Origin of the sequence: Rothia aeria (assembly GCF_016726365.1) — a bacterium.
Taxonomy (GTDB): Bacteria; Actinomycetota; Actinomycetes; order Actinomycetales; family Micrococcaceae; genus Rothia; species Rothia aeria.
On sequence record NZ_CP068102.1, the window covers coordinates 1,374,834 to 1,391,641 of the forward strand.

The following is a 16,808-nucleotide window of genomic DNA, read 5'->3' on the forward strand; positions in this document are numbered from 1 at the left end:
TCACAAAAAGTAAGTCTTAGAAATATTGGGACATAAAACAGGCGCTACGCCCACCCGAGATTTACCCTAAAGGTAGATTAAACCGAGTGCAGCCGCAGAGAAAGAACCTACTATGACCGAGGTCGCTTACCGAACTGTAGACACCACCGAGCTCTTTAAGCAGGCGTTCGGGCATCACCCCGCAGGTGTCGCCGTCATTACCGCAACCGATGAGAACGGCGAACCGGCAGGTTTCACCGCCTCCTCCGTCACCTCCATTGCGGCAGAGCCGCCCATTGTGGCGTTCTCTCTCAAGGCAGACAGCGGGTCGGCCGGGAAAATCGCCGCCGCCGACTCGTTCCTCATCCACCTGCTGGATGCCGAAAACGTGCAGATAGCACGTAATTTCGCCACGCACGGCTACCCTCGTTTTGCGGACACCTCCGCCTGGGAGTTCATTGCAACCGGTGAGCCGCTGGTGCACGATATCCGCCGGGTACTGCGCGCAACCCCGCTCAGCCGGGTGGAAGCTGGCCCGGCCCTAGTCTTCACCGCCCAGGTGGAAGAGTTCGTACGCCACGACCTCACCGGCACCCCGCTCGTGTACCATTCACGGGAATTCCATGCGCTGGGGGAGCACTCCACCGTCAATTACGCTATCTAAAATACGCCGCTGCGAGGCGTCAAACGTGGCTTTTCGGCCCAGAAGCGGCGCATAGGGCGCTGATGTGCGCTGAAAAGCCACGTTTTGCCGACCATTAAGAGACGCCCGGCACCTGCGGGCAAAAGCACTGGGATTACGAGGCGCACTAGGGTTAAATAGGTAGAACAACATAAAACCACACAGGTCAACACCTGAAGGAGAACCCCCGTGACCGCCGCCGCCGCACCCGCAGAGAGCGCCTCCGCCCCGCTGCTGCCTGAATCTTTGGAGTACACACGCCGCCTGATTGCGTTCCCCAGTATCGCCCAAACCTCCAACCTAGACATTATTGACTACATTGAGGCCGAATTTGCCCGCCACGGGCACACTGGGCACCGCAGCTACAGTGAAGACGGCACACGGGCCAACCTTTTCATCACCATCCCGGCAGCCGACGGCACGGTGAACGGGGGCATTATTATTTCGGGGCACACCGACGTGGTACCCGTGGAGGGGCAAATCTGGGACTCTGACCCGTTCACGGTGCGTGTTGAGGGAACCCGCGCATACGGGCGGGGTGTGTGCGATATGAAAGGCTACCTGGGGGCGGCACTGTGGCTGTTGCCACGCATCCGGCAGGATAGACTGCGTGTGCCCCTGCACTTTGCGTTCACCTACGACGAGGAAGTCGGGTGTGTTGGGGCGCCCGCCCTCATTGAGGAGTTCACACACCGCGGCGTTCACCCGCAGTTCTGCGTGGTGGGTGAACCCACCTCAATGCGCGTCATCTCAGCCCACAAGGGTGCGCACCGCGGCAGGGTCAGCATCACCGGGGTCGCCAAACACGCCTCATTGGCCACGCACGGGGTGAGTGCCGTCAATGCCGCCGGGGAGTTCATTACGTTCTTCGCACGCCTGGCTGATAGCTGGGAGCAGGAAGGCCCGTTCGATCAGGCGTTCGTGGTGCCGCACGCAACCGGTGGGGTGAATTTCGCGCGCGGCGGCGTGCAGTACAATATCGTGGCCGAACGCGCCGTGCTGGAGTATGATTTCCGCATCTTACCGTCAATGACCACGGAGTCCGTGGTGCAGCGTCTTGAGGACGAGCTTTTTGGGGCAATCCTGCCGAGGATGCACGCCCGCGCGGCCCGCGCCGAGGAGCTCGCGGGCGCCGAACCGGGGTCGTTGACGGCACAGGTGCAGGTGCAGCATGAGCTGCTGGCGGCCGTCCCCGGTCTGGGGACCCCGGACGATGCTGAGCTGGTGCGCCTGGCAAATACACTATTAGGCTTAACCGAGGCACCGCAGAAGGTCACCTACGGCACGGAGGCGGGGCTGTTCCAGCGCGCCGGGGTTGAGAGCATCGTGTGCGGCCCCGGCGATATTGCCCAAGCCCACTCACCGAACGAGTGGGTTGAGCTTGAACAGTTACGGGACTGCGAGCGCTTCTTTGAGGCAATCCTGGGCTGGGCCTCACAGTAGGCCCCTCCCCCGCTTGTCTATTCGGCGAGCTATTGTGCATTTCGCGGGTTATTAAGTCACCGCATGCGCAATAGCCTACAAAACGTGGGCTTCCGTCATGTCAGCATCCTCATCTGCCCCCAAGTAACGGTTAGCAATTGGAATCCAGGTGAGGGTTAGTGCCAGCAACACCCCGCCGATCGCCAGCACGGTGAGGCGCGTGCTCGTTTCCGCACCCAGACCTACGAGCGGGTTCACCACAATACCCACGAGGCTCCCGACAGAGCTTGCCACATTCAGCACTGTGGCGCGGCGATGTGCAGGAATCAGTTTATTGGTTACAGCAGAGGTGATCGGCCCGCGCGCGTGAATACCCACCACCACGAGTAAGAACCCCGATACTACGGCAAGGACATGCGGCACCGCCATCAGGCAGAAGCCCGCAGCACCATACCCCATGGCCAGCAGAAGCGCGGTTTTGCGCCCTACCCGCTTCTCGATACGCCCCGCCGCATAGTTATACCCTGCCGCAAGGAGCTGACCGACACCAGCGATCACACCCCATGTTGCAATAGGCACATCTTGTGCGGCAAAAAGCGGCTGGTTCAGCGTGTACACCGCGTTGAAAAGTGCAAAGGATGCGCTCGAACCTACCGCAACGTACAGCAGAAGCGGTGAGGTAAAAAGTAGTTTCACGCCTATTTTTAGCGAAACCCACGAAGTTTCAGGGTGTTTATCGTGAGTTTTCGGGTTCTGCTGCGGCAAAAACGCCACACAAACTGCCGCAACTACGGCCATTGCCGCCGATAACAGAGCGGGCAGTGAAATATCGACGGACCCCAACGCAGAACCCACCACGGAACCTGTTACCCCCGCGGTGAGCATCAGGGCGCTAAGATGCCCCCACGCGCCAACCGCTTTCGCATCAGCATCATCGCCAAGGGAATCATAAATATAGGCGTCTTGCACCCCCGTAAGCATGGCAATACTCAGCCCACTCATCACAAATGAAAGAGCATAAATGGAGAAATTTGTGCCAGTGGCAAAAAGAATCTCAGCAATCGCGTTGAACACAAAACCGGCACCTACGAGTCTCCGGCGGTCGAAACGGTCGCCAATAACCCCGGCAGGAATTTCAGCCACCAAAATACTAGCGACCAAAACACTTTCCAGCATGAAAATATCGGTGAGCGATAACCCACGGCTTTCCAGGAAGAACGCGCTGACCGGCACATAGAAATCAAATCCGGCAGCAATCATGGCGAGCGCCATGGGGACTAGGGATCTGCTCGACCAGACGATCCGACGTGCGGGGCATGTGGCGCTCACCTGTTTCTCCTGATTTTTATAGCTAGTCAGGACGCGAATATGGAAGAGGGTCCCATGTGCCATGCATCCTTATTTTCTATTCTCTAGCATCCCGCGTAAAAAGTGCCTTTATGTGAATAAAGCGTTAAAAAATCCGCTTTATTCGCATAAAGGCACTTTTTATCGGGTCAATCCAGGTGAGAGTTAGCGCCAGTAGTTATTGGCTGCCGCAATAGTCTGGAACTCGATGGCTACCACCTGGGCGGCTGCGGTCAGTGAGTCCGGGTCTACCGCGTATTCCGGGCGTCCCGCTTTGAGGGCATCCGGGTTAGGCTGAATCTGGTGGATGGTGTGCCGTGCGATAAGCATCGCCAGCTGCCGCCCTTCTTCGGGGGTTTTGGTGATGAGGGTGCCACCGGGAATTCCCGTTAGTTCTTCTGCTGGAAGTCGCTGGCTCATAGTGTCCACTCCAATCTGCGTATACTCCTTCAACGCCACCGTAATGAACCGCCCCCGATGCTCTCAAGCAAGTTTCCCCTGATACTCGGGTTAAGCCACCCCTTATAGCCAGCGCCGTATCAGCACGTAAAAACCGCGTGTGATACACACCCCATTTTCCCACATAAACCCATGAATACCGCTTATGTCTTTGGGTTACCTTATCCCAAAGTATTGCTATTTTACGCCGTATCACGTCTTATATAAATCACAGACAAAACCAAATATTCCAACATAAACACAAGCGGAGGGTTCCGTGCACACCATCAGCCCCTACCTCGCCGAATTCTTAGGCACGCTCATTATGTGCGCTATCGGGTGCGGCTCCATCGCCACCGTCGAGCTGCGACGCTCCAAAGGGCACGGCGATAACTTCTTCACTATCGCCTTCGGCTGGGGTTTTGCCGTAGCTTTCGGTGTCTACGCCTCGCATCCGTATTCCGGCGGGCATCTGAACCCCGCGGTCTCGGTAGGGTTGGCGGCTTTTGGCGAATTTGAGTGGGCCAAGGTCCCCGGGTATGTGATCGCCCAGCTTCTTGGGGCTATGGCGGGCGCGGGGCTGGTGTACCTGAATTACCTGCCGCATTGGAAGGCCACCGCCGACCAGAAGATTAAGCTTGGCGTGTTCTCCACGGTTCCCGCCATTCACAACTACTTCACGAACGCGCTCTCTGAAATTATTGGCACCTTCATGCTCGTCTTCTCGGCGCTGTACACCGGCGTGAATTTCAAGCCCACGATTACCACCGGCAGCGTGGAACTCTCCCTGAACCTCAACGATGTGCTCAAGCCCCTCGCCTTCGGTTTTATGGTGGCTGTGCTCGTGGTCGGGCTAGGCGGGCAGACCGGGTACGCCCTGAACCCGGCGCGCGATCTGGGTCCGCGCATTATGCACGCTCTGCTGCCTATTCATGGCAAGGGAACCTCACGCTGGTTCTACTCGTGGGTTCCTATCTTTGCCCCGCTTGTGGGCGGTTTTATGGGCGGTGCATTCTTCAAACTCTATTACGAGAGTGAGTTCACCCTCTGGGTTGTTATCTCCTCGGCATGCGCCGCCGTGCTTTTAGGGTTCGCGTATTGGGCAAATAGCCACCTGTACCGTGCACCCAGTGCTGAAGTGATTCCCCAAGGCGAGGATACTTTTGCGACGGCGGCAAAAGCTGCGGCAACCTATACCGCCACCGGTTCCATCCCGATTATCGAGAAGCGAACCTACCAGCAGTAGCTTCTGCCCGCACGGCACGAAGCCGCCCAGTTGATAAACAATCAACGGGCGGCTCCTGCGTTTTCGGGCATTACGTCGTACAGCTACCCGCCATCCACTGAACCGCAGAGGGCGCAGTGCTGCTACCAGTTCGCTGTGGCGACGCGGGCGGCACGGCGGGCGCGGAGGCGAGAACGAAGCAGGCGCCACAGCATCACCACCAGCGCCCCCATGAGCGCCCCAGCGGTGTTATTAATCAAATCATCCACATCGAAGGTACGGTACGGGCAGGGTGCCAGCCCCCAGTTACCACTGAGCTGGCTCAGCTCAATGAACAGTGAAAGACCAAACCCCGCCAGGGTGGATGCGCGCAGTCCCCACCGCAGGCACCCGGCGGTGAGCACCCCCAACGGAATGAACATCGCAATATTGAAAAATAGTTGAGCGAACACCCCGGTGGTGAAGCGGCTCAGCCCCATCCCTTTTGTCTGCTCCAGGGCTTGGCCCCAGCTCCAGCCCGCATACAGGCGCGGATAGTACAGGTTGGGGTTGCATAGCTGCCCATCCACCCGGATGGGGGTAAGTGTGAACGCAAGAATACACGCAATAAACGCCGAGAATGCGCCCGTGACAAGGTAGTGGCGGATAGTGACGGGGCGGTTAAGGTGGCGCACCCGAAGATGCATGGCGATCACCCCGACCGTAAAAAGAACGAGCAGGGCAATACCAATTTCCGCAGCGAAAATAGCGGCCATCTGCTCGTTAAATACGAGGTTTCTCACACCCAACCCCTAATATACCTTTTTGGAAATATTCCCCGAATAAAATATTTTGCGTTATGCTGTTCTCATAAGGATACCCGGCAAATTTACGCTGCCCACCCGAGATAACCTGAGAATTCCCAGTGAATGACAATCGCACGTGCATAAGGTGTGCCCGCACACCCAGAAATCTTAATGGCTGTATGCGTATCACCTCGCCGAAAACACCGCCTAGAGCACAGCCGCCGCAGCCGTATACCCCGCGATGAGGGCAATCAGTGAAAGCATTGGCTGCACCAGCCACAGCATCACAAAACGCGCGTACCTGCCCGCAAGAAGTGCCTGCACCGCCTCAACCATAGCGGTTGAAAACGTGGTGAAACCACCCAACAGTCCCAGGGAGAGCCCCGCATAGGCAACGGCATCCTGCCCACCCAAAACGTTCACCGCCGCACCCACAATACCCAGCGCGAGAGAACCCAGAACGTTAATCACAAACACCGCGCTGATGAGCGCATCGGAGGTGCGGCGCGGTGCCAAGAACCGCTCCAGATAGTAACGCAGCACCGCTCCCAGGCCGCCGCCCACACAAACGGCTGCCGCGCTCATCCACTCCATCTATACCCCTATATCCGCTGACGCCCGCCGGGTGCACTGGGAATCTTGCTCCCCACCCACAGCCCGGCACCGCTGGCGGCCAAACCTGCAACACACACGAGCATGGCTGCCCACACCAGGCGCGCTATGAGCGCATCACCAGTACCGTTATGTTCATCGAAAATATTGAGTGCCGCAATGAGGGCAGCATACGTGGTGTATCCGCCCAGCAGGCCGGTACCGAACAGTAGCCGCTGTGGGCGTACCGCCTCATCTCCGTACCGGGCGGCGCGCCGGGACCACCATGCGGTAAGTACCCCAAGCGCAAACGCACCCAGCACATTCGCAACATAAATATAACTTGGAGTGTATAGTCTGCAGAGTGAGCCGACCCCGCCGCCTATAAACACCAGCAGCGGCGCGGGGATTCTGCTCAGTGCTGAGGAACGCCTCGCAGACACTCAGCCCCCTCTCGCATTACGCGCCATGGTGCGCACAAAATCCTAATCGGTACAGAACTACTATCGTAGAATACTCCGAACACCACTAACCGCACCAACGCCCCCTCACCTGTCTAAGGCAAAATCCGCGCGGGTAGCCTGCTCTCACCGTACTACCCGCGCGGGTTCCCTGCCTTCCGTTGATCGGCAGCTAGCCGCGGCGTTTGTACTCGCCGATCTCGGATTTATCGATTTTTGGCCCGCGCCGCCTCTTCCACAGGTTCATTTTCAGCGCCCCTTTAGTTTTGACGCTATCGTCGTTCCCCTTTGGAGCGGCCCCGGAGGCGGCTGCATCGGCTGCACTCTCACTGGGTTTGGCAGCGGCACGCTCAGACTTATCAGAGCCGCCCCTGCGCCCAAGCTTCTCGGCGACCAGACGCTTCACCCCCAAATCGGAAAGCAGCGTGTGCGGGCGGACGCCCCTAACGGCAGAGGTTGCTGTCACAGGGCTGCTGGCGGTACCCGTGGCGGGCTCTTCACATTCGGTTGTTTCCGCGTTATCCTCCGCAGAATCATCCGTGACGGCAGGCTCTTTAACCCCACCAGTGACGGTGATATCCGCTGCCGTTTCAGGTTCTGCGGGCTCATCGGTTACAGCAGTGGCCAGTTCACCTGTCTCAACGGTTTTACGAGTGATATCTTCCTGGTTCTCATCAGAGGTTCCGGGCACCTCAGGCTCATTGAGAACCTCGATATCCTTGGTAACCACCGGGGCGTTCTCGTGTGCAGGTGCCTGCGCCCTCTCGGGTGTTTCGAGGTTCTCCGGTTCAGCTTCGGCGGCAGCCGCAGCATCCGGTTCGGAAGCCACGGAGCTGCTGGGTGATGTCGTAGCCTCGGGCGTCTCATCAGCGGCTTTAATGTCCTTGGCGACGAATATCTCTATCTCGTAGGTACCGTCGCTGGGCCCGCCAGCTTCAAGTTCAACACTTGCCGGTACGGTCTGATCGGCTGAGGCAGGTTCATCGGCGTGGGGGCTATCCTCAGCGGCACCCTCAATAGTGGATGTGGCGGGTTTGCCTGCGGCAACTTCAAAGTCCACAACCTCCGTGATTTCGGGGCCGTCAGCCTGTTCGGGGGTGTCCACTATGGTGGTGGCGGTATCATCTGCATTATCCGCACTATCACTACCCGTTTCTGCCGCACGGCTGCCGTCGGTTGCGGGCTTCACAATGGGGATAGCACCGGTGAAAGTGGAGCTGTCAAGAACAGCCACCCCGCCCACGCGGGTCACGTCCTTGGTGCGGCCCGCCAGCAGTTTAGCACCCTCCGCTTTGGTGGCTGAACGCACCGTTTTTGGTGACTCATTCTCCACTTCACCCTCGGATAGGGGGCCGGTAAGGGTTGCGCCCTCCACATCCATATTCGGAACGAGCTTATCGAGCCACTTCGGCATCCACCAGGCTTTATCACCCAGCAGGGTCATTATTGCGGGGGTGAGGGTCATACGCACCACGAAGGCATCCACCAGCACCCCAAACGCCAGGCCAAAACCGATGGGGCGGGTTGCCGCATCATCAGCGAAAATAAACCCGCCGAACACCGAAATCATAATGATCATGGCGGCGATCACCACACGCACCGCATGGTTATAGCCAGCAACTACAGCGGTTTTCGCGTCCTTACCGTGCACATATGCCTCACGCATACCGGAGACCAAAAATACCTGGTAGTCCATCGCCAACCCGAAGAGAATACCGATCATCAGAATCGGTAAGAAGGCCAGAATCGCCCCCGGGTCGTGCACCCCAAAAAGCGTGCCCATGAAGCCCATCTGGTAGACCGCAACCACCGCACCGAAGCTCGCCAGAATTGAGAAGAGGAACCCCGCAGATGCGACCAGCGGCGCCAGAATCGAACGGAACACCAGAATCAGCACAATAAACGACAGGCCCATCACCACCGCAAGATACAGCGGCAGCTTCTGCGCGAGCACATTTGAAACATCAATATTGCCGCCGGTCACACCGGTCACGCCTAGGCGCACATCGGTGCCCTGCACGTTCACATCCACCTGGCGCAGCTGATCCACCAGTGCGACGGTCTCGGCAGAGTTAGGCCCGTGGGTGGGGATCACCTGGAAAATCTGCAGGGTACGGTCATCAGTCTGCCCGCCAGGAATAACGGCTTTCACATTATTGCCGCCCTTGGCTTTAATGGCGTCGGCAATATCGATCTGGGCCTGCTCAGCCTGCGCCTCGCTCATGTCTGAGGGGGTGTGCGCCACCGCCAGCACGGGGCCGCTCACACCCTCACCGAACTTATCCTTCACCAGTTTGTACGCCTGGTACTGTGTGCTCTCAACCGGCGAGCTTGCAGCCGACGGCAGGCCCATGCGCATCTGGCCCATCGGAATAGCAATAGCACCCAGCACCAGCACACCGGCAATAATGGTCAGCACAGGGCGGGCGAGCACAATTTTCAGCCAGCCGTGCGGGGATTCCTCACGCTTCTGCTCGTCAGCACGGCGGGCCGCGATTTTCTGCGGGGTGCTGATCGACTCCCACGCCTTTTTCGGTAGCGCCTTGCGACCAATAAGGGCAAGCACCGCCGGGGTTAGAGTTACCGAAATCAGTACAGCCACAAACACGCACAGCGCCGCAGCATCACCCATATAGCCCAGGAACGGAATACCGGTCACATTCAGGGCCAGCAAGGCAATAATCACGGTGGCACCCGCAAACACCACCGCATTACCGCTAGTGCCGTTAGCCAGTGCAATGGAGGCGCGCATGGGCATCCCATTCATCAGATTAGAACAGTGCCTATTGAGGATGAACAGCGAATAATCAATCCCCACCGCTAGGCCGAGCATCATACCCAGTATGTAGGTGGTTGAGCTCATATCAACCAGGGACGAGAACGAAAGGGTACCCAAAATACCCACCACCACGCCCACCAGGGCCATAAGAATGGGCAGCCCGGCGGCGATGAGGGTGCCGAGCATAATAAGCAGCACAATAAGCGCCACCACAACACCTACAATCTCGCCAGCACCCATTCCCCCGCTGGAGGTCTCAGCAATATTCTGGTCAAAGTAGACTTTCAGGCCCTTCAAATCCGCGTTTTTGAAGTGCTCCATGAGCTTAGTGGTGTCTGCGGCAGAGACTTCCTCGTTCTTGGCGTTGAAGGTTACAGCGGCAATAGCGGTCGAACCGTCCTCGGAGACCGTGCGGTAGCCGCTCGTCAGGTTAAAAAGGGCCTCTTTGCGGTCGAGGTCTTCTTTCTGGGTGGGAAAGTCCTTCTCAGCTTTCGCCAGCTCGGCTTTCTTCTCGTTAAGCTGTTTCTGCCCGTCTTCGAGCTCTTTCTTTTTGGCGTTCAGGGCCGCCTGGTTCTTTTCAAGTTCCGCCTGTTTAGCGGTGGTTTCGGCACGGGTGGCGTCTAGTTTCGCCTGTGATGCGTCGGCTTCGGCACGTTTATTGTTCAGGTCTGTTTGTTTCTCGTTCAGCTCGGAGCGCTGGGCGTTCAGCTGCTCCTGCTGCTGGTTCAGCGGGGCCATGACGGAGGCCTGAGACCCCTGCGCCTCGGCTTGGGAGAACGATGCATCTAGTTTCGCCTGCTCTTCGGCCAGCCGGTTTTTGCTCACATCAAGCTGCTTCTGCGCATCCTCTACCCGCTGTTTCGCCTGGTTTACCTGCGTCTGGGAGCTATCGAGATCTTTTTTGGCGGCCTCTACCTGCTTATTACCGTTATCAACCTGCTGCTGCCCGCTTTCAACCTGCTTTTTACCCTCATCGATCTGCCGCTGACCGTCGGCAATCTGTTTTTTACCGTCTTCGAGCTGCTCGGGGGCACCGCCTACTTTCTGTTTACCTTCGGTCAGCTGTTTCTGCCCGTCGGTGAGCTGTTTTTCAGTCTCGAACGGGTCGCTGACGGCATCTACAGAGCTCACCTCCCCTTTAAGGCGCTTGAGGGAGGCTGTAAACGCCTGTTTCTGCTCATCGGTAATCCGTGAACCGTCACCGGTGGTGACAACCACCTGACCGCTGCCCCGGTTGGCATCTGGGAAGCGTGAGGACAGCTCGTCGGAGAGCCGCTGGGTTTCGGTGCCGGGCATGGTGAACGTGTTCTTCAGCTGCCCGTGGAATGCGGCGTAGCTGGCGCTCACCCCGCCAATGAGAAGGGCCCAGATGGCGATAATTACCCAGGCTTTGCGGGCTGCGAAGTCGCCGATGGAGTAGAGCCATTTGGCCACTGTGGTTCTCCCTTGGTTGATATGCGGTAAAGGTGCAGGTTTTTAGGACTAAGAAAAATATTATCTCAGGTTATTTGCTCCACTATTTTTTAGGCGCATTTTTTCATCTTTTAGCGCTGTTGTAAACCCCTTAATATGCAAAGAAATACTATGTTGAACCCCACTTTTACGCTAAATTATTATGCGCCGCACCCACCCCGCAGAGCGTTTTTAGCCTGTCTTTCCGCCCAAGAAGCAGGTTTTACCCAAATGCAGCATCTGTGGGTTTCTTATAAAACCCACAGATTATGCGGATAAAAATTCATGGGTGAAAGAAAATAGCTCCGCACCAGTAGGGTCACTGGTGCGGAGCTACATATTAATGTGTGTTGTATCAGCCACAGTATGTATTGTTGGGTTTTATCCCAGCATACTGTGCGGCATCATGCACGCGCCGCCTAGGAGGATGCTCCCACGGTGCTTTTAGCCGTCTCGGCTTGTTCATCGTGATCGGCGGGCTGTTCGGCCTCTTCTTCCAGGGTGTCCAGAAGGGTTGCACCTTCCACATCCATATTTGGAACGAGCTTATCAAGCCACTTTGGCATCCACCAGGCTTTATCGCCCAGCAGGGTCAACACTGCGGGGGTGATGGTCATACGAACCACGAACGCATCCACCAGCACCCCAAACGCCAAGCCAAAACCGATGGGGCGGATCATTGCGGATTCGGCGAAGATGAACCCGCCGAACACCGAGATCATAATGATCATGGCGGCGATCACCACACGCACCGCATGGTTGTACCCGGCAACTACAGCGGTTTTCGCGTCCTTACCGTGCACATACGCTTCGCGCATGCCAGAGACCAGGAACACCTGGTAGTCCATCGCCAGCCCGAAGAGGATACCGATCATCAGGGTGGGCAGGAACGCCAGAATCGGACCGGGGTCGTGCACCCCGAAGAGGGACCCCATGAAGCCCATCTGGTAGACCGCAACCACCGCACCGAAGCTTGCCAGAATCGAGAAGAGGAACCCGACCGAAGCAACCAGCGGCACCAGAATTGAACGGAACACCAGAATCAGCACGATAAACGACAGACCCATGACGACCGCCAAGTACAGCGGCAGTTTCTGCGCCAGCGTATTGGAGACGTCGATGTTGCCGCCGGTCAGACCGGTCACGCCCAGTTTCACGTCAGTGCCCTGTACGTTCACGTGAACCTCACGCAGCTGCTCAACCAGGTTCACAGTTTCAACCGAGCTCGGCCCGTGTTTGGGGATCACCTGGAAAATCTGCACGGTGTGATCGTCGGTTTGCCCGGCGGGAACCACGGTTTTCACGTTGTCGGGGTCTTTCGCCTCAATCGCACGAGCAATATCGATCTGCGCCTGCTCAGCCTGCGCCTCGCTCATGCCTGAGGGGGTGTGCGCCACCGCCAGTACGGGGCCGCTCATGCCTTCACCAAACTTGTCTTTAACAATCTGGTAGGCCTTATATTCAGTGCTTTCAGTCTGTGAGCTTTCAGCCGAAGGCAGGCCCATGCGCATCTGACCCATCGGAATGGCAATAGCACCCAACGCCACCACGCAGAGCAGGATGGTCACCACAGGCTTGGCGAGCACAATTTTCAGCCAGCCGTGCGGGGATTCCTCACGCTGTTCCTGTTCGGTGTGGCGTGCCGCGATCTTCTCAGGAGTATCAACGGACGCCCATGCCTTCTTTGACATGACTTTACGGCCAATCAGCGAGAGCATGGCGGGGGTTAGGGTCACCGAAATCAGTACAGCCACAAACACGCACAGCGCCGCAGCATCACCCATGTATCCCAGGAACGGAATACCAGTCACATTCAGGGCCAGCAGGGCAATAATCACGGTGGCACCCGCGAACACCACCGCGTTACCGCTGGTGCCGTTAGCGACCGCGATAGATTTTCGCAGCGGCATGCCGTCCATGAGGTTGGAGCGGTGCCTGTTGAGGATGAACAGCGAATAATCAATCCCCACCGCTAGGCCGAGCATCATGCCCAGCATATAGGTGGTTGAGCTCATATCAACCAGGGACGAGAATGAGAGGGTGCCCAGGATGCCCACAATCACGCCCACAATCGCCATGAGAATGGGCAGTCCAGCGGCAATGAGGGTGCCGAGCAAAACGATGAGCGTCATAAGGGCCACCACAACACCTACAATCTCGCCAACACCCATACCCACATCGGGAGATTCGGCGACATTCTGGTCAAAGTTGACCGTCAGGCCCTTCAAATCCGCGTTTTTGAAATGCTCCATGAGCTTTTCTTTATCAGCATGCGGGGCTTCCGAGCTTTTCATTTTGAAGAAAACCCCGGCGACCGCGGTCGAGCCGTCCTCAGAGACCGTACGATAGTCGCTCGTCAGATCCAGAAGCGCCGATTTGCGGGCGAGCTCCGCCTGCTGTTCGGGAAGCTTCTTTTCAGAGTTGGCAAGTTCAGCGGCCTTTGTATCCAGCTGCTTCTGGGATTCGGCCAGCTGAGCACGCTGAGCGTCAATCTGCGCCTGCTGGGAGCCAAGCTGTTCACGCATAGACTCTAGAGCACCAGCTGCTCGAGCCTGTTCGCGGGCCGCATCCAGCTGCTTCTGTGCCGCCTCCAGCTGCGCTTTGCCGTCATCTGCTTTCTTCTGAGCATCCCGCAGCTGTTTCTTGCCATCCTCGATCTGCTTCGGGGCGGCATCTAGCTTCTGCTTACCCTCTTCAAGCTGCTTCTTGCCGTCGGCAATCTGCTGCTCGGTGGCGAAAGGGTCGCTCACATCGTCAACCGCCGAATTCTCGTTCTTAAGGCTATTCAGCTTGTTCACGAAGGCTTGTTTCTGCTCATCGGTAATGCGTGAACCGTCACCGGTGGTCACGATTACTTGGCCGGTTCCTCGGTTAGCGTCCGGGAAGCGTGAGGCCAGCTCATCGGTGAGCCGCTGCGTCTCAGTGCCGGGCATGGTGAACGTGGTCTTTAGCTGCCCATGGAATGCACTATACGTACCGGCAACACCGGCAATAACAAGCACCCAGATAGCAATCACTGCCCAGGCTTTGCGAGCGGCAAAGCTACCGATAGAGTAAAGCCATTTAGCCACTGCGGTCCTCCTCAAAAATCTCTGTGTTGATTGATATGGTGCGCGTATTCGCTGCGCCTATGCGTATTGACCGCCAAGCAGTTTTTCAACATAGCCAAGGCAGTGTTCTATGCTGTCCCGCATTTTCTCGGCGTCTTCGGGGGGCTGCGGGTTGCCTTCGGCGTCATAGAAGGACGCCGCGATGCCCTCACAGACGGCGGAGGCGATAAGGTTCCCAAAAATGGCGATGCGCATCCGCGGGATGTCTTGGCGCTGCTGCCAGAGCTTGTCAACGACCATTTCGATGGAGTTCAAATAGGAGGTTGAGCTGTATTCGTTGAACTTATTGTCAACCGAGTAGTCGTGGAGGGCGAATAGCAGCCGCGCGTGGGGTTCCACATGTTCGGCGAGGCGTTCAGTGGTGAATGCGGCGCGCACCCCGTCGAGCATGTCCCGTTCAAGATGCGGGCCGGTGGGGGTGCAGAAGTCAGGGATGACCTCAAAAATACGGTCCAGGTACTCGTTCAGGCGTTCAACGGCGGCGGCTTCAACCGAGGAAAAATGGTTGAAGATGGTACGCCGGGATACACCGGATTCTTTGGCGAGCGTATCCGCCGTAAGCGCTTTAAGGCCGCCCGCAAGTACGAGCTTTTCGGCCGCATCCATAATGGCGATGCGGTTCTCGGCTTTGCGCGCGGAGCGTTTGTCTACAATCTTTTGGGCAATACACACAGTTATTACACTAAGTGCAATATTGCACTAAGTGCAAGTTTTAGCACTGTGAGCTCGCCCATATTTTTGCACTGAGTGCAAATATGCAGGGGTGTTCGACCCCAAGAACCAACACAGGACGCACACGGTAACCAGCAAATTGAGCACACGGTTCCTTCACGCTACCCACAAATGGCGGGCATCCTTGTGGATGCCCGCCGTATCAGAAGAAGCAGCAGCCCGCTAGTGTCCGCCTGTCCCCTTCTGCACGCTCAGCCGAGCCTGCGCAGGTGCCGCACTCGCCAACGGCAAACGCACCATGAACTCGGTGCGGCCTGGCCGGGATTTAACCGAGATCGTGCCGCCGTGCACACGCACAATCGCCTGCACAATCGAGAGCCCCAGCCCCGTGGTTCCGTCCGAACCGGAACGTGCCTTATCGGCGCGCGCGAAACGGTCAAAAATCTTATCCACAAACTGCGGGTCAATCCCCGGCCCGTTATCCACCACGGTCATTAGGGCATGGCTGCGATCCGCTGAAACCCGCAACCCGGCAATCACAGTGGTGCCGTCATCCGTGTGTTTACGGGCGTTTGACAGCAGATTCAGAATCACCTGCTGCAGCTGTGAGCGGTCAGCAATCATCTCAACCGGCTCATCCGGCACATCCAGCCGCCACACGTGAGTGCGGGCCGCCGCCTGCATATCGGACAGGCACTCAATCAGCAGTTCCGTCAGGTCAATCAGCTCAAACTGCGGCTCACGCCCCTCATCCAAACGTGCCAGCAGCAGCAGGTCTTCAACAAGGCGCGACATGCGCACCGTTTGCGAGTCGATGCGCGCCAGCGACGACTGCCCATTCTCACTCATTGCCTCTGTCCAGCGCATCATATCTGAGTAGCCTTTAATGGCAGCCAGGGGAGTGCGGAGCTCATGGGAGGCATCCGCAATGAAAGCGCGAATCTGCTGTTCGGTGCGTTCACGCACCTCAAGGGCCGAACTCACATTATCGAGCAGCTGGTTCAGAGCGTACCCGACCGCACCCACCTCGGTTCTGGGGTCGGCGTCTTTGGGCATGACCTTCACCTGCTGGGAGATGGTGTGTTCACCCAGGTTTAGGTTCGCCACGTCGGTGGCAACCGCCGAAACACGCTCCAGCGGGCGCATGGTGCGGCGAATAATGTAGGAGCCAAGCATCCCGGCCAGCATCATAACAGCCACGGATCCGATCACCATCACAGTGATAGTGGCGGCTAGGGTCTGGTGCATATCGCCCATGGGTACACCAACCAGCAGGTTTCCTGAGCCTGGCTTACCTTTTGAGACCTGCACCAGGTAGTGGCCTCCGCTTTCCAACTCAACCTCCACGGGTACGCCGTCTTGGGCACCCAGGCGGATAGCAGAGAGCAGGTTCTTATCGGAGTCTGAGATCCCCTGAGTATGCGCTTTGCTGTCGAGGATGCCTGCGAAAGTGGTCTGCCCGTCTCGGTCAAAGCACATGCCGAGTGTGCCAGGCACCTGCCCGGGAATGAGTAGCGGGTTTTTGCCGGTGGCATTATTGTCCGAGGTGGGGCACGCGAGGTTCCCACTGGATTCTCCCCCTTCGGGGCCGCCACCCGCACGCAGGGAGGTGCCGTTGAGGTTAGCTATAACCTGACCCAGTAGCGAGTTATGAATAGCAACGTAGCTTGAGCTGCCGATAATAATGCAGGCAACGCCGAGCATACTTACGAGGATGGCAATAAGGCGGGTGCGCAGACGCGGGGAGTAACGCACTTTTTTGTTTCGTCGTGCGCGTTTAGCGGGTACCTGGGGTTGGGGTGGTGCTGTGTGCGTGCTCTGCGCTACGTTCATTCAACCACCCTTCCATGCCACATTCGGAATTT

The 16,808-nt window shown here is 57.6% G+C and carries 11 protein-coding genes and 1 pseudogene; 3 read left to right on the forward strand and 9 right to left on the reverse strand.

The genetic code is table 11. From position 1 onward, the window contains the following. The first annotated feature begins 112 nt into the window (after positions 1 to 112). A complete protein-coding gene (locus I6I94_RS05810; protein ID WP_006888600.1) occupies positions 113 to 643 on the forward strand; it encodes a flavin reductase family protein in 531 nt (176 codons plus the stop codon). Between the two features lie 207 nt (positions 644 to 850). Beyond that, on the forward strand, positions 851 to 2,104 hold the full coding sequence (gene argE / locus I6I94_RS05815; protein ID WP_128087299.1) for an acetylornithine deacetylase: 1,254 nt from the start codon (positions 851 to 853) through the stop codon (positions 2,102 to 2,104). Positions 2,105 to 2,179: 75 nt separating this feature from the next. Here the strand turns inward: argE and I6I94_RS05820 are convergent, their stop codons facing one another. Together I6I94_RS05820 and I6I94_RS05825 are read right to left on the reverse strand one after the other, a co-directional pair. Then, positions 2,180 to 3,412 carry an MFS transporter gene (locus I6I94_RS05820; RefSeq protein ID WP_236588817.1) on the reverse strand — a complete coding sequence of 411 codons (1,233 nt, stop codon included), beginning with the start codon at positions 3,410 to 3,412 and terminating at the stop codon, positions 2,180 to 2,182. Positions 3,413 to 3,595: 183 nt separating this feature from the next. After that, positions 3,596 to 3,850, reverse strand: a complete 255-nt coding sequence (locus tag I6I94_RS05825) for a hexameric tyrosine-coordinated heme protein (RefSeq protein WP_006888380.1) — start codon at positions 3,848 to 3,850, stop codon at positions 3,596 to 3,598. A gap of 295 nt (positions 3,851 to 4,145) precedes the next feature. Here I6I94_RS05825 and I6I94_RS05830 point away from each other — a divergent pair, with 295 nt between their 5' ends. Beyond that, positions 4,146 to 5,114, forward strand: a complete 969-nt coding sequence (locus I6I94_RS05830) for an MIP/aquaporin family protein (RefSeq protein ID WP_128087298.1) — start codon at positions 4,146 to 4,148, stop codon at positions 5,112 to 5,114. Positions 5,115 to 5,236: 122 nt separating this feature from the next. Here I6I94_RS05830 and I6I94_RS05835 read toward each other — a convergent pair whose 3' ends face one another. The 7 genes and pseudogenes from I6I94_RS05835 to I6I94_RS05865 form a co-directional block, all read right to left on the reverse strand. Beyond that, positions 5,237 to 5,875, reverse strand: coding sequence for a VanZ family protein (locus I6I94_RS05835; RefSeq protein WP_236588818.1), 639 nt, complete (start codon positions 5,873 to 5,875; stop codon positions 5,237 to 5,239). Positions 5,876 to 6,085: 210 nt separating this feature from the next. Then, on the reverse strand, positions 6,086 to 6,472 hold the full coding sequence (locus tag I6I94_RS05840) for a fluoride efflux transporter FluC (RefSeq protein ID WP_128087297.1): 387 nt from the start codon (positions 6,470 to 6,472) through the stop codon (positions 6,086 to 6,088). Between the two features lie 8 nt (positions 6,473 to 6,480). Continuing rightward, positions 6,481 to 6,912, reverse strand: coding sequence for a CrcB family protein (locus I6I94_RS05845; protein WP_128087296.1), 432 nt, complete (start codon positions 6,910 to 6,912; stop codon positions 6,481 to 6,483). 1,294 nt (positions 6,913 to 8,206) lie between these two features. Further along, positions 8,207 to 11,143, reverse strand: a pseudogene (locus tag I6I94_RS05850) (MMPL family transporter); the annotation flags it as partial. A 437-nt stretch (positions 11,144 to 11,580) separates the two neighbouring features. Further along, entirely contained in the window at positions 11,581 to 14,232 is a 2,652-nt protein-coding gene (locus tag I6I94_RS05855) for an MMPL family transporter (RefSeq protein WP_201620490.1), read from the reverse strand. A gap of 57 nt (positions 14,233 to 14,289) precedes the next feature. Next, positions 14,290 to 14,943, reverse strand: a complete 654-nt coding sequence (locus I6I94_RS05860; protein WP_128087295.1) for a TetR/AcrR family transcriptional regulator — start codon at positions 14,941 to 14,943, stop codon at positions 14,290 to 14,292. A 222-nt stretch (positions 14,944 to 15,165) separates the two neighbouring features. Next, entirely contained in the window at positions 15,166 to 16,776 is a 1,611-nt protein-coding gene (locus I6I94_RS05865) for a sensor histidine kinase (RefSeq protein WP_201620491.1), read from the reverse strand. Positions 16,777 to 16,808: the final 32 nt, after the last annotated feature.

Coding starts and splice junctions, on each gene's coding strand:
- I6I94_RS05810 (WP_006888600.1), top strand. CDS start 113: ATGACCGAGGTCGCTTACCGAACTGTAGACACCACCGAGCTCTTTAAG.
- I6I94_RS05825 (WP_006888380.1), bottom strand. CDS start 3,850: ATGAGCCAGCGACTTCCAGCAGAAGAACTAACGGGAATTCCCGGTGGC.
- I6I94_RS05840 (WP_128087297.1), bottom strand. CDS start 6,472: ATGGAGTGGATGAGCGCGGCAGCCGTTTGTGTGGGCGGCGGCCTGGGA.
- I6I94_RS05865 (WP_201620491.1), bottom strand. CDS start 16,776: ATGAACGTAGCGCAGAGCACGCACACAGCACCACCCCAACCCCAGGTA.